A 25,206-nucleotide genomic window follows, 5' to 3' on the forward strand; every position below is an offset into this window, starting at 1 on the left:
TCCCGTTCGTCACCGCGCGCACGCTATGATGCATGCGACCGGAGATGGGGGAAGGCGGATGAAGCGCTGTGCGATACGGACCGGGGCGGCAGTGTTGGCCATGGCGCTGGCCGGACCCGCCATGGCGGCCTGCAAGGTCGGCAAGATCGCGGAGCTGCCGGTGACGCTGATCGGTCAGCGCGCGATGGTGCAGGCCAAGTTCGGTGATCGTCCGACCCAGTTCATCCTCGACAGCGGCGCCTTCTACAGCACCATCTCGCGCGCGACGGCGGCCGAGTTCAAGCTCGAGGATAAGGCCCTGCCGCCCTGGTTCCGGGTCACCGGCGTGAACGGCGACGCGACCGCCAGCGCGGCGGTCGCGCGCAACTTCTCGCTTGCCGGCATCGCCCTGCCCAAGGTCGATTTCATCGTCGCCGGCACCGATACGGGCACGGCGGGACTCATCGGGCAGAACATCCTGGGGCTGGCGGACGTCGAGTACGACCTGCCGCACGGCACGGTCCGGCTCTTGAAGGTGCAGGGCTGCGCCGACACGGCGCTCGCCTATTGGGCGCAGGGCAAGCCCTTCTCGACGCTGAAGCTTGAAGCCGGCAATGGCGGCCCGTGGAAGCCGCCCACGGTCGCGACCGTGCTGGTCAACGGCGTGAAGCTGCGGGCGGAGTTCGATACGGGCGCGCAGACGACGGTGATGACGCTCTCGGCCGCGAAGCGGGCCGGGATCACGCCGAACAGCCCGGGCGTGGTGCAGGTCGGGCGCGGCAGCGGCTTGGGGTCCAGGGAGGTCCGCACCTGGCTCGCCCCCTTCGAACAGATCGATATCGGCGGCGAGATCGTCCCACGACCAAAATTGCGCATTTCCGACATCCACATGAACGCGGACATGCTGATCGGCTTCGATTTTTTTCTGACCCATCGGGTGTTCGTCTCGAACGTTCAGCACATGCTCTACATGACCTATGAAGGCGGGTCGGTGTTCGGCATCAATCCAAGCGGCGCTCGCACCACGTCTGGCGAGAAGCTGGACCTGACCGACAGCGCAGCCGCGCCGACCGATGCCGAGGGCTATGCCCGGCGCGGCGCGGTCGAGATGTCCCGTCAGCATATGGCCGAGGGACTGGCCGATTTCGACAAGGCGGTGGCGATGGCCCCGACCGAGGGCCGATATCTGGTGCTGCGCGCGCAGGCGCGGCTGGCGAACCGTCAGTTACTGCTGGCGGCGGCCGATCTCGACAAGGCGGCGACGCTCATGCCGAACGACCCCGACGTACGGCTGAGCCGTGCTTCGCTTCGGCTGGCCAACCACGATCCAGACGGCGCGGCGGAAGAAGTGGCGGCGGCCGACACGCTGCTCGCGCCGGGATCGGACCGGCGGTTGCGGCTCGCCGGCTTGTACGACAGCCTAGACAAGCCGGAGGCGGCGATCGCGAATTACGACGCGTGGCTGAAGCTGCACGGCCAGGATGCCGACCGGGCGGTCGCCTATAACGGCCGTTGTTGGGCACGGGCCACGCAGGGACGCGACCTGGACAAGGCGCTGTCCGACTGCAACACCGCGCTCCGGCTCCGGCCCGGCACCGCCGCCTATCTGGACAGTCGCGCGCTGGTGAACCTGCGATTGAACAAGCTGGACGCGGCGCTGGACGATTATGACGCGGCGTTGAAGGGTCGGCCGCATGACGCCTGGATCCTCTATGCCCGGTCGATCGCGGCGTCGCGCGCCGGCCGCGCGGACCAGGCCGCCGCGGATCGCAAGGCGGCGCTGGCGATCAACCCGAACATCGCCAAACGCGCGACACGCTATGGATTGGAGCGGTAGGAGCGGGCTGCACGATCCGGTGCGGGAAAGGTGGAAACGTCAGCGTCATGGCCCTAAGTGGCGGCCATGCCGTCTAATTCTGCCAAGTCTCCGATGCACCGCCATGAATTCGTCGCCTTCGTCGCGGCGCTGATGGCGGTCAATGCGCTGGGCGTCGACCTGATGCTCCCGGCGCTCGCCGATATCGGGCAGCAGCTCGGCATCGCTACCGCCAACCATCGCCAGTGGATCATCACCGTCTACATGCTGGGCTTCGGCGCTGGGCAGCTGGTCTACGGACCGCTGGCCGACCGCTACGGCCGGCGGCCGGTGCTGCTCGCCACGCTGGCCGGCTTCGTCGGCGCGAGCATCTTTGCGGCTAGTTCGCAGACCTTCGCGGCGTTGCTCGGCGCGCGGCTGCTGCAAGGGCTGATGTCCGCCTCGACGCGGGTGCTGGCGGTCGCGGTGGTGCGCGACCAGTTCGCCGGGCGGCAAATGGCGCGGACGCTATCGGTCGCGCAGATGATCTTCTTCCTGGTGCCGATCCTCGCCCCCACGCTGGGGCAGGGGCTGCTCGCATTCGGGCCGTGGCGCTTCATCTTCTATGCGCTGGCGGGGTTCGCCGCCTTCGTTCTCGCCTGGTCCGCCGTGCGGCTGCGCGAGTCGCTGCCGGCCGAGCGTCGCTCGCCGCTGTCGCTGGCCAATATCGGTGCCGCTTATCGACTGACGCTGACCAACCGGTTTTCGCTGGGCTATGCGGTGGCCGCCTCGATGACCTTCGGCGGGATCATCGCCTTCGTCTCCTCCGCGCAGCAGATCTTCGTCGAGGAGTTCGGCATGGGCGAGCGGTTCACCTTGCTGTTCGCGGCCTGTGCCTTCTCGATGGGGTGCGCCTCCTTCGCCAACAGTCGACTGGTCGAGCGGCTGGGCACGCGCCTGATCTCGCAAGCGGCGGTGCTGGGGCTGATCGCGCTGTCGCTCCTGCACCTGCTGGTGATCGCCAGCGGCCTGGAAAGTCTCTGGACCTATATGGTCTTTCAGGCGCTCAGCATGACCTGCATCGGCTTGTGCGGCTCCAATTTCGGGGCGATGGCGATGGAGCCGGTCGGCCATATCGCCGGCACCGCCTCGTCGATCCAGGGCTTCATCACCAGCGTCGGCGCGGTGATCGTCGGCTCGCTGATCGGCCAGTCCTATGACGGCACCACCACGCCGCTGGCGCTCGGCTATCTCGGCATCGGCGTCGCAGTGCTGGCGGTGGTGCTATGGGTCGAGGGCGGCCGGCTGTTCCAGGCGCGGCATCAGCGGGTCGAGCCGGCCAGGTAACGGGCGAGCGGATCGATCATCTCCTCGGGGATGCGCCGCGCAATGACCGGCATGGTCGCATGGCTCTTGCGCGCGTCCACCACCGTCTCGTCGCCCCGCCACTGGCGCAGGCGCTGGGCGATATAGGCGGCGCGCTGCCCGGCGATGACCGGATAGGGCTTGCCGGGCGCGTGGCAGCTGGCGCAGGCCGGGAGCTGCCGCGCGGGCAGTCCCTGCGTGACGATCCGCGCGGCCGAAGTGGCGGCACCGCCGGCAGTGGGAGCCGAGCCCAACCCGGGCATGGCGGCGAAGCGGCGGGCGTCAGCGACCATCTCCGCTGGTTGCATCCGCATCGCCACCTGCTGCATGACCGCGCTCGACCGGCGGCCGCTGGCATAGCCTTGCAGCGCGGCGAGCAAATAAGCGGGGTGCTGGCCGCCCAGCACCGGGATGTCCGGCGAACCGCGTCCCTGGCCGTCCTGGCCATGGCAGCCGGTGCAAGCGCCCAGGTCGGTGCCGGGGGTCGGCTCGCCCACCAGCGCCCGATATTGCGCGGGCGTCATGCCCGGCAGGCGGCGGACGAACGCGACCATGCGCCGCACCTCGTCTTTCCGGTCCTGCACCGCCCAGGCCGGCATGCCGGTGTATTTGACGCCGTGTTGCAGGATCCAGAACAGCTGCTTGTCGGTCCATTCGCGTGCATTGACCGCCAGGTTGGGCGCGGGCGGGGTGGCGGCCTGCATCACCGGAGCGGGCTTCACGCCGGGCGCGCCGTGGCACATGGCGCAGGCATTGGCGAAGTGACCGGCGGCGCTGATCAGGCCGCTGGCGTCCGCCGGATCGCTCGGCCCGGAGAAGGCCGCATGGGTGCGCACCGAATTGCGCATCGTCCAATGCAGGAACCAGTCGGTGATCGGCCAGTGCCCGCTGGATGCGGCGATATTCATCACCCCCGACCAGGCAAAAAGCAGGCCGGCGACCAGCAGTCCGAGCAGGGCGGCAACCGCGCGCGCCCAGGTGATGCGGATCGTCATGCGGGCACCTCGCTTCGCGTCTGGAGCAGCCGGCCGAGCATCGCCAGCCCGCCTAGCAGATAGGCGACGCCGCCGACCAGCAGCATGACCACGCCCGATACTTGCTGGTCGATCAGCGCTTCGGCACCGTGATGGGCGTAGAGGGGCCGGGGCGCGAGGCCGATCAGCGCGCCGAGCAGCGTCATGTGCATGGAGGTCACCAGCAGCGCGGCGACCCCCGCCGCCCGATGTCTCGGTGCCAGGACGGCCGACCAGAGAAGCAGCCCGGCGGCGAGGAAGCTCGCCTGTTCGGCCACCAGCCAGGCGGGGTGGTGATCCGCCAGCCGGCGAAGGGCGGGCACATGCCAGCCCCATACGATCACCGCCTCGACCAGCGCCGCCGGCAGCGGCGCGGCGAGGCGCGGCGAACGCATGGCGGGATCGAAGCGGCCGCCCTGCAGGCCGATCGCCACCAAGGGCGCGGCGACGGCCACCGCGATCATATGCGCCGTCATATGGCCGGTCATGCCCCAGCGGCTGACCCCCCAGCCGAGCGGCAGCAGGGCCAGGCCAGCGACGAGCATGGGCCGGTTCATCGACAGTCGCCCAGCATCAGCACCGGCAGTGCGGTGAACAACACCGCGACGAAGCTCAGCCCCGACAGCAACAGGGTCGAAAAGGCGAGAAAGCGCAGCCGGTCGATGTCGGTGCCCTCGTTATGCGGCGGCGGGTCGCCGGGCGTGCGCGACTGCTGCCAGGCGATCAGCCCGGCGAGTAGGATCACCACCAGCGCGATCACCGTGCCGATCGCAAACACGGTCGGGAAGCGCGCCCAGCGGCCGATCTTGGCGCAGGACACCGCCGCCCAGAGATAGGAGAAGAGGAAATGCACCGCCCAGACTGAAGGCGGAACGATCAGCGTCCAGAGCGTGACGCGCAGGCCATGAGCGCGCTTCAGCCAGCCCCTCACAGCCCCGTCTCCGGGAACAGACCAATCGTCAGATAGGTCACCGATGCGGTCAGCGCGTAGAAATGCTGGTAGACGGTGATGTTGCGCAGATCGGCGTCGTGGCTCGGAGTCATCCGTCCGGCGAGGCTGCGGGCGAGGGTATAGAGCTGCATGATCGCGCCGATCGCGGCATGGACGACCGTCCAGATCGTTAGCACCCAGACGATCGCCGGATAGACGTTCGCCTTCGGATCCAGTCCGTCGAGGCAGCGAAGCCCCGCGAAAAGGCTGGCGATGGCGGCTATGGTGCCCGCCACCAGTAGGATGCGCGCGATCATGACCTGTCCGCGCGCATGGACCTCGCGTGCGACCACCGTCCCCACCCAACTGGCGAGCGACAGGCCAAGCGCCATGATTGGCGCGGCACTGCCCGGCCCGTCGAACCCCGCCCCAAAGTCGGAATGGATAGTCCAGTAGAAATAATAGCCGAACACCAGCCCCGAAAAGGCGGTGGCATCCGCCATCATCGTGATGAACATCGCCCACCAGCCGGGCGCGGCGGGGCCGGCGCTGTAGAGCGGCATATGCATGCCGTGACCGATCGGCTTCTCCGGCTTTTCCGGGATTTCGGCCGTGTCCCACAGCCACCACAGCACGCAGGCCAGCGTCACCACGCCGCTGATCGCCGACAGCAGGTAGAGGTGATAGGTGGTCAGGATGAACACCGCACCCAGCGCCACGGCGGTGATCATCGGCTTGACGCTGGGGGTGCCCAGCCGGATCACCGACACGGGCCGCGCGTCCAGGACAGAGGTGATGATCGTCTCGCGACGCCCCTCTTCGGCGTCGGGCAGGAAGAAGCGCCCCTCATCGACCTTGGCCACGAAATCCTTCTGGTCCCAGATCGGATAGCGGCTCTCAATCAGCGGCACTGAGCGGATTCCCCAATCCTCATCGTCAGGATGCGCCAGCCATTCGAGCGTGCCGGCATTCCAGGGATTGCGCGCCGCCTTGGGTCGGGTTGGCGACAAGGCCAGGTCGATCACCAGCACCAGTACGCCCGCCGCGAACAGATAGGAACCGGCAGTCGAGGCGAGGTTGAGCCAGCCGATGCCCAGCTCGGCCGGATAGGTGAAGACGCGGCGCGGCATCCCTTCCAGCCCCGACAGGTGCATGGGGAAGAAGGTCAGGTTGACGCCGACGAACATGATCCAGAACGCGGCACGGCCCATCCGATCGGACAGTTTCTTGCCGGTGATCAGCGGCCAGTAATAATAAAGCCCGCCGAACAGGGGCAACAGCGTGCCGCCGATCAGCACGTAGTGGAGGTGCGCGACGATGAAATAGGTGTCGTGTGCCTGCCAGTCGAAGGGAGCGACCGCGACCATCACGCCGGTGAGCCCGCCGATCACGAAGATCGCAAGGCTGCCACTCGCATAAAGCAGGGGCGTCGACCATTTGACCTTGCCCGCCCACAGGGTAGCGATAAAGGCGAAGATCTGCACGCCGGTTGGGATCGCCACCGCCTCGGACGCGGCGGAGAAGAAGGCGAGGCTGATCTTGGGCAGGCCGGTCGCGAACATGTGGTGGACCCACAGACCGAACGACAGGAAGGCAGTGCCGACCGCCGCCAGCACGATCCAGGGGTAGCCGAGCAGGTGGCGCTGCGCGAAGGTCGGGATCAGCATCGCGAACAGCGCGATTGACGGCAGGAAGACGATATAGACTTCCGGATGACCGAAGATCCAGAACAGGTGCTGCCATAACAGCGGATCGCCGCCGCGCGCCGCATCGAAGAACGGCCATTCGAGCAGCCGCTCCATCTCGAACAGCAGGTCGCCCGCGATCAACGGCGGGAAGGCGAACAGGATCATCACGGCCACGACCAGGATATACCAGGCATAGAGCGGCATCAGGTTCAGCCGCATCCCTGGCGGCCGACATTTGAGCACGCCGACGATCAGCTCCACCGCGGCCGCGACCGACGACACTTCGATGAACGACAGGCCCAGCATCCAGATGTCCGCGCCCAGCCCGGACAGGTCGGTCCGCGTGGTCAGCGGCGGATACATGAACCAGCCACCGTCGGGCGCGGCGTTGAAGAATATCGAACCGGAGACGAAGACCCCGCCGAGCAGGAAGCTCCAGTAGCCAAAGGCCGACAGACGCGGAAACGGCAGGTCGCGCGCGCCGAGCAGCTGCGGCAGCAGGATGATCGACACCGCCTCGAACATCGGCACGGCGAACAGGAACATCATCATCGAGCCGTGCAGCGTGAACAGCTGGTTGAACGTGTTCGCCGACACCAGGTCGTTGTTCGGCACCGCCAGTTGCGTGCGCATGATCAGCGCCAGCACGCCGGCGAACAGCATGAAGCCAAAGGCGGTCAGCGTGTACCATACGCCGATGCGGTTGTTGTTGACGTCGGTCCAGCGGAAGAACCAGCCCGAAGGCGGCTTCCACACCGCGCGCAACCGGTCCTCCTGCGCGGCGCGGAGGGTCGGATCGTCTTGGGCATGGAGGCTCATTTCAGGCCTTCGAGATAGCGGGCGATGGCCATGGCCTCAGCGTCCGACAATTGAGGAAAGGCGGGCATCCGCACACCGGGCTTGGTCGCTTGCGGGTGGCGGATGAAGCCGGCGACATTGGCGGTCGTCATCGGCAGGATGCCGGCCGCCAGGGTCGCACGCTGTCCGAAGCGGGAGAGATCGGGACCGATCCGGCTGGCGGCGGCGGTGCCACGGACGGCATGGCAGCCGCCACACCCCTGTGCGGCGAACAGGCGGGCCCCGGCCACGTCCGCCACTGCGCCACGGGCGGGTCCGCGCTGACCTTCCAGCCACGCGTCGAAGGCGGCCGGTTCCATCGCCACCACGTCGAGCGCCATAAGGGCATGGGACAGGCCACAAAACTCCGCGCATTGTCCGCGATACCGGCCGGAGCGGTCGGCGCGGACCACCAAGGTGTTGGTCCGGCCGGGGATCATGTCCATTTTGCCGGCCAGACCGGGGATCCAGAAACTGTGCACCACGTCGCCCGCGGTCAGCCGAAAGGCGACGGTGCGGCCGACGGGGATGCGGATCTCGTTGGCGCTCAGGACCGGCGCGCCATCGGCGGCACGGTAGGCGACGCGCCACCAGAATTGCTCGCCATCCACCGCGATCCGCAGATCGGCGGGCGCGACGGGGCGCGGTCGCATATAAGGCAGCGAATAGGCGAGCAGCCCGAGCAGAACGACCGTCGGCACGATCCCGCCAAGCCACAGGACCAGCCGCATGCCCTTGCGATGCGTCATCTCGCCAACCGGGGCGCGGACGGCCCGGCGCATCAGCCAGGCGACGAAGCCCGCGATCCCGACCGCGCCGACCAGCATGACGATGAACAGGTGACGAATGGCCTCGGCATCCGCGCCGAACGGGGCGAGGGTGGACTGATGGCGGTTGCAGCCGGCCAGCAGCCAGCACAAGCCCATGATGGCGATGAACTTTTCCCCCCGCATCAACGCCGAACGGTTCGGGGCCGAAACGGTTCAATCTTTGGATGAAGGTTTTTTCATCTTCTTATCTGGATCAGCCCGCGAGGGTGCGTTGCAGGAAGCTGCGGATCATGCCGGTCCGCTCCCGCGAAGGCGGCCCCAATATGCCGCGCGCATGGAGCGGCAGGTGCGCGCCCGCCGCCGCGGGGTCGTCGGCGAAGACATAATGGTCGAACCAGGATTTGACGGCCGCCCGTTCCGCCGGCGGCAGGTCGCGCACGGTCAGCAGCGCATGGATCAAGGCCGGGAACGCCGATCCGCCTTCACGCTCGCCCCACCAGTAGTTGGCCAGTATGTTGAGTGGCCCGCTGGCGCGGACATCGTGCCACCAGAGCGGCGGCAGGAACAGCGCGTCGCCGGGCTCTAGCTCGGCGACCTGCATCATCGCAAGCGCCGCGGCGAAGCGCGGGTGACGATCGAGGTCGGGCCGCTCCAAATCGACCATGCTGGTCGGTTGCCCGGCCATCGTCGTTTCCAGCGGCCCGACATAGAGGTTGCCGGTCTGCTCGGGCGGGAAGATCGCGAAGCGCCGCCGCCCCGCCACCACCACCGCGATGTTGGCGGACATGTCGTAATGGGTCGATACGCGCGTCGCATTGCCCAGCCAAAGGCGGGGCGTAGCGGCTGGGATCGCCAGGGGCAGGGGATTCTCCTGCGCCCAGCCGGGGAAATGGTCCGGCGCGGCGCTGGCCCCGGCATAGAGCGCGGGCGGCGTCGGATTGTCCACCTCGGCAAGGAGCGCGTCGAGCAGCGGTCCGAGCAGCACCTGGCCACGATCGAAATTGAAGCCGCGCATGTCAGCGCGATAGAAGAAGCGCCCCGCGATTGTCGGCGGACCGGCGAAGATGCCCAGCGGTCGGCCGCTGTCGAACCGGCGGAGATAGGCGGCGGTGGCGACCGGCCCCTGCCGCCCGGTTACGACCGCAGGCCAGGCGGCCGCAAGGCCACGCAGCACCAAGGGGCGGTCGCCGTTCAGGATGTCGCCGCCGATGCGGCTGGCATCGGACGCGTCGATCTCCGCGACCCGCTGCGCCGTTGCGACTGGATCCGTCACCGCTGCTCTCCGCCTGCGTCGCGTCCGGACTCGGACAATGCAAGCGCCCTTGTGTAAATATCTTGGAAAGTCAAAGGGTTAGATTATCGAGCCGCCGCCTCTGACGCCAGTTGACGATCAAGACGGGATCGGCCCGCCGCCGCATAGCGCAGGCAGGCCGTCCCGTCCGTAAGCGGTTTCTCGCCAGCCACGCGCGCATAGAGATCGCTGGCTTCGGGATGCGGTGTGATCAGCAGGTCGCAGGGCAAGCGGGCGATCCGGGTAAGGGTCCGGCGCAAGGTGGCGACAGAGGCCGGATGATCGGTGAAGCGATAACCGTTGCTCGCCACGGCGCTGACGCTGTCGGCATAGACCACCATGCGGCAGGTCGCGCCGTTACAGGATCGCCATGTCCATGAGGTCCCGCCGGGCGAATGGCCGGGGGTGGCATGGGCGGTGAGGCGGAGCGATCCCAGGGTTACCACCTGTCCGTCGCTGACAAGCCCATCGACGGGCACGCCGGAAAAGCGCGGCCGGTCCCCTTCGCGCTGCGGATCGTCGACCGCGAAGACGCCGCTCGCCAGCACGGGGCGGGCGGCGACGCGGGCGAGCATCTTCGCGCCCGTCGCCTGGCGCAGGGCGCGCAGGCCCCCGGCATGGTCCTGATGCTCGTGCGAGGACAGCAGCAATTTGACGTCACGCGGGCGGACGCCCAGCCGCCGGATGTTGGCAAGGATCGAGGGCCCGGCCTCCTGCGTCGCGCCGTCGATGACGATCGATCCCCGGTCGCCGACGATCAGTAGCACGGTGATGCCACAGGTGCCGACGTCATAGACGTTGGCGAACAGGCGTATCGGCGGCGCGGGATCGCTCCATCCGTCCCTGCCGCCGCAGCGCGCCCGATGTTCGGCAACGGTGGCGGGCGCGAGGCCCGGCCCGGTCACGGCCGCCAGCAGCGTCGGCGTCGGCGCGGCCAGCATCGCGATCGATGCCGCTGCCCATTTCACCCACTTCATCATCGCTTTGGCTCCGCCCGTGCACGCACCTGCATCTAGACCCGCATGGACGCGCCCGCCAGCGGCCCGACTACCGTCGCCGATGGCCGATCGGGGCCATGCGGGGGGCTTTGCCGACATCGTCTTGCGGCGCATGGCGACGATCGGTTCGCCGGGCGAGCGCCCCGCGCCACCCCCACCATGGTCGTAGTGGTGCGGCGATGATCGACGGCCGATAGGAAAGCGCCGGGTTCAGGAGGACGGATCGGATGCGGGGACTATCGGGCATGGTGGCGCTGGCGCTCGCGGCGGTTCCGGCCGTGGCGGTGGCCGAGGATCAGTTCCGTGTGCTGGTGATCGCTACGCCCAGCACCTATCACTATGAATATATTCCGATCGCCCGCGACGCGCTGGAACGGGTGGCGCGGCTGCACAGCTTCGCACTCGACTGGACCAGCGATCCGGCGCGGTTCGATGACGACCTGGCGGGCTTCGCCGCCATCCTGTTCCTCAACACGCCACCCGAGCGCCTGGATGCCGGGCAGCGCGCGCGGTTCGAGGCCTATATGCGCGCCGGCGGCAATGCGATGGTCGTCCACCGCGCCGCGATCGTGCCAAAGGACGAATGGCCGTGGTTCGAGAAGCTGGTCGGCCGCCGCTTCGTCAACCATCCCAAGGTGCAGACCGGGGTCGTGACCGTCGCCGATCCCGGCTTCCCCGCCAGTTTCGGCCTACCGCCCCGCTGGATCTGGAGTGACGAGTTCTACGTCACCGCCGACCCCTGGCGGATCGCCATCGACCCCGTGCTTCGGGTCGACGAGCGCAGCTACGACCCGACGCTGATCTGGCCGGGGCAGGTGGGGCATCGCATGGGGGCGGACCATCCGTTGGCCTGGCACCATCGCTACGAGCGAGGCCGGGTCTTCGTCACCTTGCTCGGTCACCAGGCCGACATGTACCGGGACGAGCGCTATCTCCAGCATCTGCTCGGTGGCCTGTTCTGGACCGCAACCGGACGGGGGCAGCTACGCTGACGCGATTGCCGGGGAACTCCCCGCCGCGCGCCGCGCTGTGCCGGGATGCAGCAGGATGACGATGTTCCAAACGCGCGCCACCGCGCCATCCCCAGCGGCCGGGCGGCCCGGCTGAGCGTTTTCGGCCGGTTGGCGGGCGGTGTCGCGGGCGGGATGATCGCCGAGGGCGCCCGGCGGCTGGCCGCGGGCGAGCGACCCCGCATGAGCGACCTGGTGCTGACCCCGGCCAACGCCGCGCGGGTCGCCGACCGATTGTCCCATCTGCGCGGCGCGGCGATGAAGCTGGGTCAGATGATCTCGATGGACGCGGGCGACATGCTGCCGGCCGAGCTGTCCACCATTCTCGCCCGGTTGCGCAACCAAGGCTATCGGATGCCCCCGGCCCAGCTCGACCAGGTGCTGACCCGCGAATGGGGGCCGGGCTGGCGCCGGCGCTTCCGCCATTTCGAGGCGGCCCCCGTGGCGGCGGCGTCGATCGGACAGGTGCATCGAGCGACCCTGCCCGACGGGCGAGTGCTGGCGATCAAGGTGCAGTATCCCGGCGTCGCCGACAGCATCGATGCCGATGTCGACAATGTCGCGACGCTGCTCCGCGTCTCGAACCTGCTGCCGTCCACGCTCGACCTGAAGCCTCTGCTGTCGGAGGCCAAGCGCCAGCTGGCGGAGGAAGCCAATTACGTCCGCGAAGGCGAGCAGATGCGCCTGTATGGCGAGCGGCTGGCCGGGGATGTCCGCTATGTCGTGCCGACGCTGGAAGGGGACCTCACCACCGGCCGCGTGCTGGCGATGCAGTTCGTCGAGGGACGGCCGATCGAGACGCTGGCCGACGCACCTCAGCAGGCGCGCGACAATGCGATGACGGCCTTGCTGTCGCTGGTGCTGCGCGAGCTGTTCGACTTCGCGACGATGCAGACCGATCCCAATTTCGCCAATTACCGCTGGCAACCCGAAACCAACGCCCTGGTGCTGCTCGACTTCGGCGCGACAAGGGCGGTGCCGGCGGAGACGGCCGATGGTTATCGCCGGCTGATCGTCGCCGGGCTGGCGCGAGACCGCGACGCCATCCGCGACGTGGCGGTGGAGACGGGCTTTCTGGGTGCGGTGGCGGCGAACACGCATCGCCCCGCGATCGACCGGATCATCGCCGCGATCGACGATGCGCTGAACCGGCCCGGCCCCTTCGACTTCGGCGACCGCGCCTTCGTCCCCGTCGTCCGCGAGGAGGCGAAGGCGCTGATCGCCGATCGCACGACCTGGCATGTCCCGCATGTCGAGACGCTGTTCGTACAGCGCAAGGTCAGCGGCACCGCGCTGCTGGCGGCGCGGCTGAAGGCGCGAGTCGATGTTCGCGGCCTGGCCGCCGCCGCGATCGGCGTACGCCAGGATCTGACGCGCTGAGGTGGGACGGGGCGGCTGCGATCCGGCCCCGCTGCGTGGACCTCTACGCCGCGAGACGGGCGTCGCCCGCTCGCGCCTCGGCATAAAGCTGCTCGCAACGGTCGAGCCAGAGATCATGCGTGAAGTGCGCCAGCACCCGGTCGCGTGGGACGTGGCGCGGGATGGCGAGCGCCGCGCCCATCGCGATCGCCAGTCCCGCGACGTCCCCGCATTCGGCATAGGCTCCGGCCTCGCCGACGATCTCGCGCGCCGCGCCCATGGCGAAGGCGGCCACCGGCAGACCGCAGCTCATCGCCTCCACCGCGACCAGGCCGAACGGCTCGTCCCAGCACGGCGTGAACAGGAAGATCGAGGCTTGGCCGATCGCCCGCGCCAGCGCCGCACCCTCCAGATGACCGGCATAGCGGATCGCGCCGCCGAGCAGCGGCTCGACCTCAGCGGTGAAGTAGTCCGGGTCCTCCATCGGCCCGTAGAGGGTCAGGCAGATCCCGGCACATCGCGCCGCCTGGGCCGCCAGATGCGGCCCCTTGTTGGGGGTGATCCGCCCACACCAGGCGGCGTTGCCGTCACCCTCGGCGCGATAGGGCCAGAGCGCGGGATCGATGCCGTTGTGGAGGATCGAGGCCTCGACCGGCGCGCCCTCCGGCCACCAGGCGTCCCGCTGCCGGGCCGACGTCACCGTCAGGCGGTGGTGCGGCGCGATGCTGCTGCGCACGAACCAGTGGAGCGCGTCATAGGGCGGCACGTGCAGCGAGGTGACGGTGGGCGTAGCCATGGTCCGCGCCGGCTCCAGCGCGAACCGGTGCAGGCTGTTGTTGTGCACCACGTCGAACCCGCCCGCCGCGATCCGGTCGCAGGCCGCGGCATAGGCGGCGTCGAGATGCGCGATCAGCGGGGCGGAGCCGCGATGCTCCGCCCATGGAAAGGTCCGTTCATAATGCTGCGCGACCACAGGATCGATCGCGAACCGCGGGTCGCTGTCGCCCGAAGCGAACAGCACCACATCGTGTCCACGCGCTTGCAGCCCGGCGGCGAGATGCCAGCAATGCGATTCCATTCCACCGGCGAAAGGCTGCGCGATCCGCTGGCGGACATGGCCCAGAACCGCGATCCTCATGCCGCGGCCACGACCTCCCGTCGCGCGTCGGGTTCGGGCGAACGCGCCGCCGCCGCTTCCTCGAGCTGGCGCAGCACGCGGGCGGTATTGGCATAGGGCTGGTGGCTCTGCTGGCCGGTCAGCGCCAGGTCGGCGGCCTCCGGCCGGCGCAGGATGCGGATCGGCCGACCCGGTGCGTCGTCGATCAGCCCCATCAGCCGGAAGGCGTTGAGCCAGTGGCCCATGGTGCGATAGCCCCACTTCGCCTCGAACAGCTCCGCGTTGCGGACGACGCTGTCGAGATGATGGACCGGCGGCATATGATGCGGATGGTACTGGTGGTAGGCGAGCCCGCCCTTGATCCAGGCGATCGGGATGCCGGCCTGGTCGAGGGTCTTGCCGAAATCGGTATCCTCGCCGCCGTAGCCGACAAAGCGTTCGTCGAAGCCGCCGGTGGACAGGAAGGTTTCGCGCCGCATCGCGAAGTTGAGCGACCAGAAGCAGCGATAATCCGTGCACAACTCCAGCCCGTGCGCCGGGGGCCCGCGCCGATCCGAATGCTTCTCCGCCACCGCCGCGAAATCCTCGTAGCACCAGTCGCCCTGCGTCGCGCCGCCGGGCAGGTACATGACCTCGCCCATCAGCAATCCGTCGAAGGCGTCAGCGAACTTGGCATAGTCCGCGACGAGGCAGGGCGTCGGGATGCAGTCCATGTCCAGGAACACCAGCACCTCGCCCGACGCGGCCATCGCCGCCGCATTGCGTGCCGCCGCCAGCGGCAGGGTGTCCGTGTTCACGCGCATCTGGCGAACGGGAAAAGGCGCGTCGGGCAGATCATAGGGCTGGTGCTGCATCACCGCCACGATCAGCTCGACCGGGCGCTGCGTCTGGCGGGCGAGGCCGCGCACGACATTGACCAGATGATCGGGGCGGCCCTTCGCCAGGGTGATGACGGAAACACGGGTCATAGGATGGGCGGCTCCATGGTCGAAAGGGGGGCGGAAAGAGTGCACGGTGTCCACAAACGCGCGGCAAGCGTTTCGAGCCACAGGGCGACCCGATCGGCCGGCTGATCGTCGATCATCGCGCGCTGAGCGGCGGGACGGTGGCCGGCCAGCGTTTCGGCGAGCGCGGCCGCCCAACCATGGGCGGACGAAGGCAGATGCGGCCGGACGGTGGCGACGCCGGCCGCGGCCAGCGCCTCAGCCTTGCGATGCTGTTCGTCGAAATAGCGCCATTCGGGCACCGCCAGCCAAGGTCGACCGGCGGCCAGGATCTGCTGGCAGGTCGTGTTGCCGGTGGAGGCGATAACGATGTCGGCGGCCGCGATATGATCGGCCGCGTTGTCGACCCAGCCGCGATGCTCGATATTGGCCGGCTCGGTGGCATGCCAGTCCCGCTGCACGGTGCCGATCGTAATCCAGCGCGCCGCGGGCCGCGAACGCGCGCCGACGCCGAGCGGCGCCTGGGCGAAGCCTTGGCCGCCCCCGCCCGAGACGACGAGGATCAGTTCCTCGTCGGCGCCGACGCCGATCCGCTGGCGCGCGACCTCACGCTCGACGACCCGCGTATCGACGCCGAGGCCTCCGGCGAAACAGGTCTTGGCCCGCATCGCCTCGTTCCATTCCGGCTGGGCGAGATCGGCATGGAAGGGGGCGAGCAGTCCCGCCGCCCCGTCATAGGCGGCGCTGTGGCCCTGATCCCCCCGGTCGCCATGCTGCAGCACCTTGACATGGGGAACCGAGCAGATGCGGGCGAGCTGCGCGATCTCGGCCGAGACGTCGCAGATCATCAGCGCGGGATCGGCTGTCGCGAACCATGCGCTGATCGTCGCCATCGCCCGGCGGATGCCCGGCCAGCCAAGCGGCGCGCAGTGCAGGGTTTGTGGGGTCGGTACCCAGTCCATCCCGTCGCTTTCCCCGCCCGACGGCTCGAACAGAGAGGGAATGCGGATGATCTGGACCTGGTCGGGTAGGGCACCGAAGATGTCGTCGCGTGCGCAGAACAGGGTCATCGGGCGCGATGGCGGCAGGGCGCGGGCGATCGCCGCACAGCGCTCGGCATGACCGCGCCCCTGGTGATGCACGAAGTAGCCAAACGGTCGCATCAGGCCGCCACCGGCTCGATCTGAGCCTCGGTCTGCACGGTTGCCAGGCCGAGCCGCGCCAAACCCTCCAGCACGCCACCGGCATGGTGGGTGGCGCTGCGGTGCAAGCCTGGCCGGGATGGTAGATGCGCCAGCTCTTCGCTGGCATTGCCCACCATGATGGCATGACCGCACGCCGCCAGCATGTCGCTGTCGTTGCCGCTGTCCCCGGCGGCGACACAATGCGCCAGCGACCAGCCATAGCGACCGGCATAAGCGGCGACCGCCTCCGCCTTGCCGCCATGGGGCGCGATCACGTCGATCAGCCGGCCGTGCGAGAAGATCACCCGCGCGGGCAGCTCCGCCCGCACCAGCGCGGCGTCGATCCGCGCCGCATCCTCGGCCGTTCCGAAGAAGCTGATCTTGTGCGGGCCTGCCGTCGTCGCGGGTTGCGGGGTGAGCGCCAGGCTCGACAGGACCCGTTCGACGGATTCCGCATCCCAGTCCTGGTCGAGCGTGCGCGCGAAGACGCGGCACTCCCGCCAGTTGCCGCTGGTATCGGCCAGCATCATCCGGGTCCCGACATCGGTAATATAGGCGTCGGGCTGGGGCAGCCCCCAATCGCTCAGGATCGCCCGCGCGGTAGCGAAGTCGCGGCCGGTCGCGACGACGAAGGGCAGGGGCGAACCGGAGCGCCAGTCAGCGAACGCGCGCGCACCGACCGGGCAACCGGTCAGCGTATTGTCGATATCGCAGACCAGCAGGCGCGGCTGGGCGATCGATCGATAGAGCGCGACCGAATCCTGTGCATAGCGATCCCAGTTGTAGGCGGCTACGCCGTGCTTCCCCGCCTTCGACAGGACGGCATGGCGGACGGGGTCGCCGATGATCCCCTTGATCGCACTCGCGATCGCGGCGGGGTCGCGGGGGTCGATCAATACGCCATGGCCGATCGTCGACACGATCTCAGCCGGGCCGCCATTGCACGTCGCGACGACCGGCACGCCCGCCGCGGCGGCTTCGATCAGGGTAAGGCCGAACGGCTCGTGCAGCGCCGGGTTGACGAACACGCCACGATCCGCCGCCCGCTCGTAAAGGGCAGCGACGTCCGTGCCGTCGTGCGCGGAGGGCAAGGCTATGCGGCCGTGCAACCGCGTGTCCATGGCCAGGTGGCGGAGTTCGGCGAGGATGCCCTGTTCCTCCGGCCCGGCCAGATCGTGCTGGCCGGCGAGGATCAGCAGGTTGGCGTTCCGGTGCAACTCCGCATCCGCGGAGAAGGCGCGCACCAGGGCGGCGAGGTTCTTCTTCACGACCGGCCGCGCCACCGCGAAGACCAGCGGCCTGTCGGGCTCGTTGAACCAGTCGCCCAGCCGGTCGGCGAGCGTGACGACGCCAGGATTACGGGGCTGCGTCGTGACGCCGGGGGGCAGGCAGTGGACGCGGTCGCCGACGGGCACGCGATAGCCGCCGACCTGACGCGTGGCTTCTTCCCGCGTCGAGACGATGATCGCCGCCGCCGCCTTGATCGCGCGCCGCTCTGCGTCGATCCGGGCGTCCAGGCCGTCACATTGGATATGGTGGGCGCGTTTGTCGATGCCGAGCGCGTGCGGCGTATAGACGAACGGTATGCCGAAACGCCGCTGGGCCGCGATCGCCACCGCCGCCGCATCGGCGAAATGCGCATGGATCACGTCCGGGCGCGGGTCCAGCGCCGCCAGATAGTCGCAAAACGCCTGGGTGAAGGCCGGCAGATCGGACGCCAGCGCTTCTTTCTCGAGATACAAGGGCTGACCGGTAGCGATGCGGGTGATGGCCAGTCCGGGAGCGACATGCTCGCGCTGCTGCGCATGGACAGGATCGAAGCGCGGGTCGTCGAAACGGCGGGTGACGATCTCGACATGAGACACATCCGAGCGGCGGGCCTGGTGCAGGGCCGCGTCCAGCACATAGGCGATGTGCCCGCCCGTATCCGCCGTCACGCCGAACGGGACGGGCGGCGCCTTCAGACAGCCGCCAAGCGCGAGATGCAGGATATACAAAGCGGCCCCTTTTTGTTGCCACTTCGAAACGTCCTGATCAGCTACAAAGGTCCAAGAGGTTGTTTACCCGCGTTACTTTTTTATGTGATCAGGCCTCCACCGAACCAAAGTCCGATTGCCGCCGACGCGCTCCGCCCTCGCCGCCGCGCGCGAGCGCCTGGCGGACCCGGTCCAGCAATTCGGTCCGGCGATATGGCTTGCTGAGCACGTCCGTCGACCGCGCACGCGCACCGTCCGCGACCAGTTCCTCGTTGTAGCCGGTGGTCATCAGCACCGACACGCTGGCATCCTGCTTCGAAACCGCGTCGGCCAGTGACAGGCCGTTGATACCGCCCGGCATGACCAGATCGGTGAACAGCAGATCGACACGCCGCTCCGAATGGGTCTCTCTGAAGAAGCGGAGCGCCTCGTCACCGTTCAGCGCGGTCGACACGACATATCCGGCACCCTCCAATATCTCCTGCGCGACTGCCAGCACTTCCTCATTGTCCTCGACGACCAGGACATGGGGTGGGGTGCCGTCGATCGCGGGCAGGGCGACGGCGGCCACATGGCGCGGCGCGTCGGGCGGGCGATGGTGCGCCGGCATGACCGGGAACAACATTCGTATCGTCGTCCCTTCGCCAACCGTGCTCTCGATCTCCAGCCGGCCGCCCGACTGGCGCACGAAGCCGCTCGCCATCGCCAGGCCCAGGCCGGTGCCCTTGCCGACGCCCTTGGTGGTGAAGAAAGGCTCGGTCGAGCGCTCCAGCGTCGCCGCCGTCATGCCGTGGCCCTGGTCGACGATGGTCAACGCGACATAGTCGCCGGCGGGCAGGTCGCCCGCTCGGTCCCCCTCCAGCGTCCGGCGCTCGGTGGCGATCGTCACCGGGCCGCCATCGGGCATCGCGTCGCGCGCATTGTTGACGATGTTGAGGAGCGCCATTTCCAACTGGTCGGGGTCGACCACCACCCTGGGCAGGTCGGGATTCAGGCGGAGCTGGATATCGACCTTGCCGTTGACCGAGGTTTCGATCAGGTCCGAGAACTCGCCCACCAGCGTGGCCAGGTCGAGCGGTTGCGGCTCCAGCCGCGTCTTGCGCGCGAAGGCGAGCAATTGACGCGTGAGCTTTGCACCGCGCTCGGCCGCCGACTGCGCGGCGGCAGCGTAGCGACGCACCCGCTCCGGGTCGGCGGAGGTGGCGGCGACCAGTTCGAGGTTGCCGTTCACCACTTGCAGCAAATTGTTGAAATCGTGCGCCAGCCCGGCGGTGAGCTGGCCGATCGACTCCATCTTCTGTGCCTGGCGGTAACTCTGCTCGGAGTTCCGACGACGCGTGACATCGAGCTGGCTGGCGAAGAAATAGCGCAGGTCGCCGGCCTTGTCATAGACCGGGCCGATGAAGACCGCGTTCCAGAACGGCGATCCGTCGCGCCGGTAGTTGAGCAGTTCCAAGGCGATCGCCGACCGCCCATCTACCGCCTCGCGCAATTCGGCCACCGCGCTACGATCGGTCTGCGCACCCTGCAGGAAGCGGCAGTTGCGCCCGAGAACCTCGCCTTCCTCGTAGCCGGTGAGGTCGAGGAAAGCCTTGTTGGCGAATACGATGGGATTATCGTCCTGATTGGGATCGGTCAGGATCATCGGCATTCGCGTCATCTCGATCGCGGCGAAGAACACGCCACCGCGATCGTTCAGATCGGCATGGGTGATCGTGCTTTCGCGCCAATGATGCAGGCCAGGCCGTTCAATGGGCTCACTGGCGCCGACGTCCATGGCGCCCGCGGCCGGTCGGCCCGCGGCGAGGCCGGTTGGATCGCGATCGACATGCGTGTCCGGACCCTGAGCAGCACCATCATTCGCCATGGATGCTGGGTTGGCGTCACTGTCCGGCTTGTGCAAGGGGTTACCTTCACCTTGTTAATCTAGGATTATTGCGTTGGGAGAACGACGCTCGGGCAGGCGCTCAGGTTCCAACCGGGATGACGCATCCGTCATTGCGCCCGGCGACTTACAACCGCGCTCAACCTTCCCTACATCAGGATCATGAGTCAGGTCGAGCGGGTTCGCCGCATCATCTATTCCAGCCGCGCCACCGGTGTGAACCTGCGCGACGATCATCAAGACATCCTGGCGGTGTCGCGCCGCAACAACGGCATGGACGGAATCTCTGGCATATTGTGGATACGCGGCGACCGCTATCTTCAGTTGCTGGAAGGCCCGCCGGAGAGCGTCGCGGGCACGTTCAGTCGGATCGCCGACGATGCGCGCCACCGGGACGTCGTTGTGTTGGACGACCAATTGGCGGTGGAGCGGCAGTTCGGAGACTGGGCGATGGCCGGCGATCCTGGCGAGCGGCCGGAGGACGCGTCGCTACGGCTGCGCGGCCTGCTCCGCAACGCGGACGGCGAGGTCGCGCGCTTCTTCGACCCCGCCTGATCGCCTCGTCAGTAACCGGCGGCGACCGCCACCCGGTCGGCATGATATCCGGCATCGCCCCACAGCTCCGCCAGGACGCGCGCGCGCTTCATGTAGAAGCCGATGTCATAGGCATCGGTCATGCCGATGCCGCCATGCATCTGCACGCCTTCGTTGACCGCCAGCGTCGTCGCCATCGCGGTCATCGCCTTGGCGACCGACACCGCCATGTCTGCCGCCTCCATGTCCGCATCGAGCAGGTGCTGCGCCTTCAGGACGGCGGCGCGCGCCACCTCCATCTCGGCATAGAGATGCGCGGCGCGGTGCTGGAGCGCCTGGAAGCTGCCGATCGGAACGCCGAACTGCTTGCGGTCCTTCAGATAGCCGATCGTCATCGCCATCGCGCCCGCCCCGACGCCCAGCGACTCCGCTGCGACCCCCGTCCGACCGGCGCGGAGCAGCCGGTCGAGCACGGCGCGCCCCCCATCCACGTCACCCAGCACGGCGTCTGCGTCCAGCATGGCGCTTTCGAAGGTCGCCGTCGCGGCGAGGCTGGAGTCCGCCAGCCGCTCGGGCGCGGTCGTCAGGCCGGGAACGTCGCGCGGCACCGCGAACAGAGTGACGCCGTCCCGGTCCTCGGGCGCGCCGGCGGTGCGCGCCGCCACGATCAGCACATCGGCGACATGGCCATGCGCCACGAAGCGTTTGACGCCGCTCAGGCGAAAGCCGTTGCCGGCGCGCTCCGCCGTAAGGGCGACACGGTCGCGATGCTTGGGCGTCTCGTCGATCGCCACCGCCGCGACGGTGTCGCCGGCCAGGATGCCGGGATACCAGCGTTCGGCCTGCGCCGTGCCGCGCAGCGCTTCGACCGCCGCCACCGAGGTGGACAAGAAGGGGGAGGGGGTCAGGTTGCGGCCGATCTCCTCCAGCACGATCCCGGCCTCGACATGGCCGAGGCCCAGGCCGCCCTGCGCCTCACCGATCAGGATGCCGGTGAAGCCCATCTCGGCGAACTGCTTCCACAGGTCGCGGGAGAAGCCGGTCGGATCATCGGCATCGCGCAGGCCGCGCAGATGCGCGACCGGCGCGGTATCGGCGATGAAGTCGCGCGCCGTGTCGCGCAGCATGGTCTGTTCGTCGTCGAGAAAAAGCGGCATGGCGGTTACTCGCGGGAAGGGGATGTCAGGCGCCGGGCAGGTCGAGAATGCGCTTGGCGATGATGTTGAGCTGAATCTCGGACGTGCCGCCCTCGATCGAATTGGCCTTGGTGCGCAGCCAGGCCCGGGCCGGCGCACCGCCGCGCGACGCCTCGCTCTCCCACTCCAGCGCGGCCGATCCACCGGCCGCCATGTGCAATTCGTGCCGGTCCTTGTTCAGCTCGGTGCCGTAATATTTCATCATCGAGGGTTGGGCCGGATGGGCGCGCCCAGTCTTCAACTCGTCGAGGAAGCGCTCCGACATGGCGGCGAAGGCGCGGGCACGGATTTGGAACCGCGCGATGTCGGCGCGCAGCAGCGGGTCGGCCAGCCGGCCGGTGGGATCGCGGCCGATCGTCGCCAGGGCATCCGCCACCAGCGTGTCGCGGCCGCCTTCGCCCAACCCCATGCCCGAGATCATTTCGCGCTCATGGCCGAGCAGATATTTGGCGACGTCCCAGCCCTTGTTCTCGTCATGCACCCGATTGGCTTTGGGAACGCGGACCTGGTCGAAGAAGGTTTCGCAGAACGGGCTGTAGCCGGAGATGAGGAGGATCGGCCGGGTCGAGACGCCCTCGGATTCCATGTCGAACAGCAGGAAGCTGATCCCGCCCTGCTTCGACTCCTTCGATGTCCGGACCAGGCAGAAGATCCAGTCGGCCTGGTCGGCATAGCTCGTCCAGACCTTTTGGCCGCTGACGACATAATGATCGCCCGCATCCTCGGCCCAGGTGGCGAGGCTGGCCAGGTCGGAGCCGGCATTGGGCTCCGAATAGCCCTGGCACCAGCGGATCTCGCCCCGTGCGATGCGCGGGAGGTGCTCCAGCTTCTGCGCCTCGCTGCCATATTTGAGCAGCGCCGGCCCCAGCATCGAGATGCCGAAGCTGTTGAGCGGCGAGCGTGCGCCGATCGCCTTCATTTCCTCACGCAGGATCTTGGTTTCGGCCGGCGACAGGCCGCCGCCGCCATATTCGGTCGGCCAGTCGGGCACGGTCCAGCCGCGCTCGGCCATCCGGTCGAGCCAGATCTTCTGCTCGGGGCAGGCGGGGACGTAGCGCCGCCCACCCCAGCAGACATCCTTTTCCGACTGGATGGGCCGACGCATCGCCGCCGGGCAATTCTCCTCCAGCCACGCGCGCGTTTCCTGGCGGAAGTCCGCCGCCGCTTGATCGGCCATCCTCTCTCTCCTGTTATCGGGTGCGCGCGTCGATCACTTGAAGCGGCCGCCGGTTTCGGCCGCGTGCTTCAGCGAAGGGGCGACGGTGAAGCCGTGGCGTTCCAACCCGTCCACCACCTTGTCCAGCCCCTCGGTCTGCGCCCAGAACATCGGGCCGCCGCGATAGACCGGCCAGCCATAGCCATAGATCCAGACCACATCGATGTCGGATGCGCGCTGCGCCTTGCCCTCCGCCAGGATCAACGCACCTTCGTTGACCATGGTGTAGAGCGTGCGCGCGACGATCTCCTCGTCGCTGATCGTGCGGGGCGTGACGCCCGACTGACGGCGGAAATCGTCGATGATCGCCGCCACGCGCGGACTGTTCGACGGGCGGCGCTGATCGTCATAATCGTAGAAACCCGCTTTGGTCTTCTGACCCCAGCGATTCTCCGCCGCCAGCGCATCGCGGATGCTCTCGATGCGGGTGGGGTCGCGGTGCCAGCCGATGTCGACGCCGGCCAGATCGGCCATCTGGAATGGTCCCATCGGCATGCCAAAGGCGACATGAACGCGGTCGATCTGCTCGGGCGTCGCGCCTTCCAGCAGCAGCTTGGTCGCTTCGACCTGGCGCGGGATCAACATGCGGTTGCCGATGAAGCCATAGGTGACGCCCGCCACCACGGCGACCTTGCGGATCGTCTTGGCCAGCGCCATTACCGTCGCCAGCACGTCGGGCGCGGTCTTAGCGCCGCGCACCACCTCCAGCAGCTTCATGACATTGGCGGGCGAGAAGAAGTGCATGCCCACCACGTCACCCGGCCGCCCGGTCACGGCGGCGATCTCGTCGATATCGAGATAGGAGGTGTTGGAGGCCAGGATCGCGCCCGGCTTCGCGAGGCGGTCGAGACGGGTGAAGATGTCCTTCTTCACATCCATATTCTCGTACACCGCCTCGATGATCAGGTCGCAATCGGCCAGATCGTCGAAGGCCAGGGTCGGGGTCAGCAACCCCATGGCGCGCTCGACCTGGTCGGCGGTCATTCGGCCCTTGGCGGCGCTTGCCTCGTAGTTGCGGCGCATCACGCCAGTGCCGCGGTCGAGCGCTTCCTGCTGCATCTCGACGATGCGGACGGGAATGCCCGCCGAGAGGAAGTTCATGGCGATGCCGCCACCCATCGTGCCGGCCCCGATCACGCCCACCTGGCGGATCGGGCGGAGCGTGACATCGGCGGGCAGGTCGTCGATCTTGGCGGCCTGGCGCTCGGCGAAGAAGATGTGCCGCTGCGCCGCTGACTGCGTACCGGTCATGAGCCGCATGAATTCCTGCCGTTCGAAAGCTATGCCGTCGGCGAAGCTGGCCCCCGAAGCCGCCTTTTCGACACAGGCGATATTGGCGGCGGGTGCGTCGAAGCCACGGAAGCGCCGGCCATTCTCCTTCTTGAACGCCTCCACGGCGTCGGCATCCGGCTGGACCTCCCGCTGGGAGGCGCGCGGCACCGGGCGCTTGCCCGCCACCTCCCGGGCGAAGGCGACGGCATCGTCGGCGAGCGAGTCCTCGCCGACGATCCGGTCGATCAGTCCGGCCTCCTGCGCCTGCTTCGCCGAGATCGGGTCACCCTTGGCGGTCATTTCCAGCGCCACGCGCACGCCGGCGATGCGGGGTAGCCGCTGCGTGCCGCCGGCACCGGGCAGCAGGCCGAGCTTCACCTCGGGCGTGCCAAGCTTGGCGGAGGGCGTCGCCACCCGGTAATGGCAGCCAAGCGCGACCTCACACCCGCCGCCCAGCGCGGTGCCGTGGATCGCGGCAACCACCGGCTTGCTCGACGCCTCGATCATGTCGACCAGCACCGGCAGCATCGGCTCGACCGGCGGCTTGCCGAACTCGGTGATGTCCGCGCCCGCGAAAAAGGTGCGACCGTCGCAGCGGATCACCATCGCGGCGATCGAGTCATCGACCACGCCCTGCTTGACCGCCGCCTCGAGGCCTTGGCGGACGGCGGCGCCCAGCGCGTTCACCGGCGGGTTGTCGGCAATGATGACGAGAATGTCGCCGTTGCGCTCGGTACGGATCGGAGAGGTCATGGGCGGGCTCCTGTTCGGATCGGATTGGGGAAAGGGCGGCGGGCGCGACGGTGCGACCAGTTCGCGATTGTCATGGCCGTGTCATGATCAGCG

General features: G+C 68.2%; 20 protein-coding genes. 5 read left to right on the forward strand and 15 right to left on the reverse strand.

Translation table 11 applies throughout. From position 1 onward, the window contains the following. Positions 1-58 precede the first annotated feature (58 nt). A complete protein-coding gene (locus GGQ96_RS07510) occupies positions 59-1,816 on the forward strand; it encodes an aspartyl protease family protein (protein ID WP_184113125.1) in 1,758 nt (585 codons plus the stop codon). Between the two features lie 66 nt (positions 1,817-1,882). Continuing rightward, a complete protein-coding gene (locus GGQ96_RS07515) occupies positions 1,883-3,121 on the forward strand; it encodes a multidrug effflux MFS transporter (RefSeq protein WP_184113126.1) in 1,239 nt (412 codons plus the stop codon). On the opposite strand, the gene GGQ96_RS07520 is transcribed toward GGQ96_RS07515, so the two are convergent. The 7 genes from GGQ96_RS07520 to bla all read right to left on the reverse strand — a co-directional run bounded on the left by GGQ96_RS07520 (position 3,097) and on the right by bla (position 10,649). Then, positions 3,097-4,134 carry a c-type cytochrome gene (locus tag GGQ96_RS07520; RefSeq protein ID WP_184113128.1) on the reverse strand — a complete coding sequence of 346 codons (1,038 nt, stop codon included), beginning with the start codon at positions 4,132-4,134 and terminating at the stop codon, positions 3,097-3,099. The two genes, GGQ96_RS07515 and GGQ96_RS07520, sit on opposite strands and share 25 nt — an antisense overlap. After that, entirely contained in the window at positions 4,131-4,709 is a 579-nt protein-coding gene (locus tag GGQ96_RS07525; RefSeq protein WP_184113130.1) for a cytochrome c oxidase assembly protein, read from the reverse strand. Before GGQ96_RS07525 ends, GGQ96_RS07520 begins: the two co-directional genes overlap by 4 nt. After that, the gene (locus GGQ96_RS07530; protein WP_184113132.1) at positions 4,706-5,083 is read right to left on the reverse strand and encodes a hypothetical protein; all 378 of its coding nucleotides are present in this window, start codon (positions 5,081-5,083) and stop codon (positions 4,706-4,708) included. Before GGQ96_RS07530 ends, GGQ96_RS07525 begins: the two co-directional genes overlap by 4 nt. After that, a complete protein-coding gene (gene ctaD, locus GGQ96_RS07535) occupies positions 5,080-7,590 on the reverse strand; it encodes a cytochrome c oxidase subunit I (protein WP_184113134.1) in 2,511 nt (836 codons plus the stop codon). Before ctaD ends, GGQ96_RS07530 begins: the two co-directional genes overlap by 4 nt. Beyond that, positions 7,587-8,561 carry a cytochrome c oxidase subunit II gene (gene coxB, locus GGQ96_RS07540; RefSeq protein WP_184113136.1) on the reverse strand — a complete coding sequence of 325 codons (975 nt, stop codon included), beginning with the start codon at positions 8,559-8,561 and terminating at the stop codon, positions 7,587-7,589. The genes ctaD and coxB overlap by 4 nt, the downstream gene beginning before the upstream one ends. A 70-nt stretch (positions 8,562-8,631) precedes the next feature. Continuing rightward, the gene (locus tag GGQ96_RS07545; protein ID WP_184113138.1) at positions 8,632-9,651 is read right to left on the reverse strand and encodes a cupin-like domain-containing protein; all 1,020 of its coding nucleotides are present in this window, start codon (positions 9,649-9,651) and stop codon (positions 8,632-8,634) included. Between the two features lie 83 nt (positions 9,652-9,734). Beyond that, entirely contained in the window at positions 9,735-10,649 is a 915-nt protein-coding gene (gene bla, locus GGQ96_RS07550) for a subclass B3 metallo-beta-lactamase (protein WP_246360241.1), read from the reverse strand. A gap of 245 nt (positions 10,650-10,894) precedes the next feature. Here bla and GGQ96_RS07555 point away from each other — a divergent pair, with 245 nt between their 5' ends. Both GGQ96_RS07555 and GGQ96_RS07560 read left to right on the forward strand, forming a co-directional pair. Beyond that, positions 10,895-11,659 carry a ThuA domain-containing protein gene (locus tag GGQ96_RS07555; RefSeq protein ID WP_184113139.1) on the forward strand — a complete coding sequence of 255 codons (765 nt, stop codon included), beginning with the start codon at positions 10,895-10,897 and terminating at the stop codon, positions 11,657-11,659. Positions 11,660-11,704: 45 nt separating this feature from the next. Continuing rightward, positions 11,705-13,057, forward strand: coding sequence for an ABC1 kinase family protein (locus tag GGQ96_RS07560; RefSeq protein WP_184113140.1), 1,353 nt, complete (start codon positions 11,705-11,707; stop codon positions 13,055-13,057). A gap of 43 nt (positions 13,058-13,100) precedes the next feature. Here the strand turns inward: GGQ96_RS07560 and GGQ96_RS07565 are convergent, their stop codons facing one another. From GGQ96_RS07565 to GGQ96_RS07585, 5 genes are all read right to left on the reverse strand, one after another. Continuing rightward, complete coding sequence (locus tag GGQ96_RS07565; RefSeq protein ID WP_184113141.1) at positions 13,101-14,174, reverse strand: glycosyltransferase; 1,074 nt, start codon at positions 14,172-14,174, stop codon at positions 13,101-13,103. Continuing rightward, on the reverse strand, positions 14,171-15,121 hold the full coding sequence (locus GGQ96_RS07570; protein ID WP_184113142.1) for a galactosyltransferase-related protein: 951 nt from the start codon (positions 15,119-15,121) through the stop codon (positions 14,171-14,173). Before GGQ96_RS07570 ends, GGQ96_RS07565 begins: the two co-directional genes overlap by 4 nt. Continuing rightward, entirely contained in the window at positions 15,118-16,260 is a 1,143-nt protein-coding gene (locus GGQ96_RS07575) for a glycosyltransferase (protein ID WP_343058958.1), read from the reverse strand. The genes GGQ96_RS07570 and GGQ96_RS07575 overlap by 4 nt, the downstream gene beginning before the upstream one ends. After that, entirely contained in the window at positions 16,260-18,278 is a 2,019-nt protein-coding gene (locus tag GGQ96_RS07580; RefSeq protein ID WP_184113143.1) for an HAD-IIB family hydrolase, read from the reverse strand. Before GGQ96_RS07580 ends, GGQ96_RS07575 begins: the two co-directional genes overlap by 1 nt. An 88-nt stretch (positions 18,279-18,366) precedes the next feature. Then, positions 18,367-20,124 (reverse strand): histidine kinase famiy protein, encoded by a 1,758-nt coding sequence (locus GGQ96_RS07585; RefSeq protein ID WP_246360243.1) that lies wholly within the window; start codon positions 20,122-20,124, stop codon positions 18,367-18,369. A 180-nt stretch (positions 20,125-20,304) separates the two neighbouring features. Between GGQ96_RS07585 and GGQ96_RS07590 the strand changes: the two genes are divergently transcribed. Further along, a complete protein-coding gene (locus GGQ96_RS07590; RefSeq protein ID WP_184113144.1) occupies positions 20,305-20,697 on the forward strand; it encodes a BLUF domain-containing protein in 393 nt (130 codons plus the stop codon). An 8-nt stretch (positions 20,698-20,705) separates the two neighbouring features. On the opposite strand, the gene GGQ96_RS07595 is transcribed toward GGQ96_RS07590, so the two are convergent. The 3 genes from GGQ96_RS07595 to GGQ96_RS07605 are packed head-to-tail and all read right to left on the reverse strand — an operon-like array spanning position 20,706 to position 25,113. Beyond that, a complete protein-coding gene (locus GGQ96_RS07595) occupies positions 20,706-21,833 on the reverse strand; it encodes an acyl-CoA dehydrogenase family protein (protein WP_184113146.1) in 1,128 nt (375 codons plus the stop codon). Positions 21,834-21,858: 25 nt separating this feature from the next. Next, positions 21,859-23,049 (reverse strand): acyl-CoA dehydrogenase family protein, encoded by a 1,191-nt coding sequence (locus tag GGQ96_RS07600; protein WP_184113148.1) that lies wholly within the window; start codon positions 23,047-23,049, stop codon positions 21,859-21,861. Between the two features lie 33 nt (positions 23,050-23,082). Then, positions 23,083-25,113, reverse strand: coding sequence for a 3-hydroxyacyl-CoA dehydrogenase NAD-binding domain-containing protein (locus GGQ96_RS07605; protein WP_184113150.1), 2,031 nt, complete (start codon positions 25,111-25,113; stop codon positions 23,083-23,085). Between the last annotated feature and the right edge of the window lie 93 nt (positions 25,114-25,206).

This window comes from Sphingomonas abaci, assembly GCF_014199625.1.
Taxonomy (GTDB): Bacteria; Pseudomonadota; Alphaproteobacteria; order Sphingomonadales; family Sphingomonadaceae; genus Sphingomonas; species Sphingomonas abaci.